The 1,781-nt window shown below is 70.4% G+C and carries 2 protein-coding genes; both read right to left on the bottom strand.

The features are described from left to right. Window positions 1–1,500, bottom strand: a 1,500-nt coding sequence (locus tag BFF77_RS32220; RefSeq protein WP_066957105.1) for a YfjI family protein, incomplete at its 3' end; no start/stop codon positions are given. Next, window positions 1,497–1,781 (bottom strand): hypothetical protein (locus tag BFF77_RS32225; RefSeq protein WP_066957107.1); only part of this gene is annotated, 285 nt, incomplete at its 5' end. The genes BFF77_RS32225 and BFF77_RS32220, both read right to left, overlap by 4 nt.

The following is a 1,781-nucleotide window of genomic DNA, read 5'->3' on the forward strand; positions in this document are numbered from 1 at the left end:
GTGGTAGCGGGGGGAGGGTGGCCGGCCGCGTCCGCCGGTCCGCTGGACGGGCTGCACGCGTACCCATCCGTGGTCTTCAAGGAGAGCGAGGGATGGTTCGAGGTCTGCGACGGTGGCGAACTCGGAGCGTGAGAGCTTGACCAGCAGGTCGCGTTTGCTGATGTCCGTCCCGTCGTGGTGGCGCAGCGTCTCCAGCACGGTGGTGGCGCGGGCGACGGTGGGATCTGCTCCCATGCGGTCGAAGACTGCGAGGGCGTGGGTTGCGAAGTACTCCCCGAGTTCGATGGCCGCGCGTACGGTGTCAGCCGTGACGGGGCGGGTGTGGGCGTTGGTGCCGTGCTCGGCGAGGTGGAGAAGTCCGGCGATGCGGGCGGTGGCGCCGACGAGCTTTCCCGCCCAGTCGTTGATGTGCCCGAACGCCCCTCCCCGCGCGGCGAGTTTGGGCTCTACGCGGTCCTGGAAGGCCAGGAGGGCGCTGTCCGCGTCGGGGGTGAGCTGAAGTACCGCCGGATCGGTCCAGTCGGCGAGGAACAGCGTCAGGTCGATGATTCGCTGCGCGTATGCCGCCCGGACGGCCGCGGGGATGGGGTCGGGGGCGGACTTGCGGCGGCCGACCATGGATTCGGGCATGGAGTACAGGAACCGTCCGAGCAGTCCGCGCCCGCGCCCGCCTTTGATGCGGCCGATGTCGTCCAGGACCTGTGGCTGGACGCACAGGCCCATGGTCAGGGCGGGGTGGTCGATGTACTCCTTGCGGGTCTGCCGGTCCACCCTCAACCGGTCCCCAGCGTGGCCTTTGAGGAAGGGGCCCATGTTGGGGGCTCCGGAGTAGCGTCCGGCGATGATGTCGAAGATCTCGCCCTCGGCAGACATGACGGAGATGCGTCCGCCCTGTTCTGCCATGCGGGAGATGACGGTTTCCGCCGTGGCGTCGTCCGCGAGCAGCTGCGGCTCCACCGGGATCGTCACGGATTCAGCGGTCTGCGCCATGTCCACAGCCGTCTGCACGAGCGCGTCCCGCTGGCCGGCCTCGGCGGATGCCGCTTTGGCGGCGGCGCGTTCGGCTGCTTCCTTGGCGATGCGGGCGGTCATCTGTGCTTCCGCGATGGTCGGTGCGGTCGTGGCCTTGAGCCGCTTCTCCGCTTCGAAGACCGGGTCGGTGAGCAGGTCGAAGACCGCGGACTTCCGGTTGGCCGGCGGTAGCGCGACCACGGTGAACAGGTTGGTGGGCTCACGCCAGTTGCCCCGGACGTGGACCACGGCCCTGCCCCCTGCCGCTGTCGCCAGGACGGACAGGGCGACGCACCCGGCGAGATCCACCGGAGTCTGCGTCTCCTCCGCCACGGCTTCGGTGAACTCGCGGAGCCAGGCGGGGAAGGCGTGGGAGGGGAAGTCGCGCAGCATTCGGTTCCCGGTCAGCGGTACCGGCTCGTCCCACACTGCTGATTGCGTGTCCTCGGTGTCCGGCGGCGCCACGTCGTCCCACAGGTCCGCAGTCATGCGGCGTTCCTCTCTTCCTGGGGGCTTCGGAGCGGGCAGAGGAGGCGGTGGGCGGTGTGGTCTTCGATCAGGGCGAGCACCCGGGCGTGGCCGGCGGCGAACAGGTCGCGTCCGCAGATGCACCACGAGTGCGCGGTGGGGGTGGTGCGGTGCGGGGCGGTGATGCGGAGCCACGCGACGGGGTACCGGCCGTCGCCCTGCTGCTGGTCAGGACGGACGGCAGTGGGGACGGCCTCGCGGCCGACGACCTTCGGCGCGCTACTGCCGGACGGGGTCCGGGC

The organism is Streptomyces lushanensis, assembly GCF_001700515.1.
In the GTDB taxonomy this organism is placed as follows: Bacteria; Actinomycetota; Actinomycetes; order Streptomycetales; family Streptomycetaceae; genus Streptomyces; species Streptomyces lushanensis.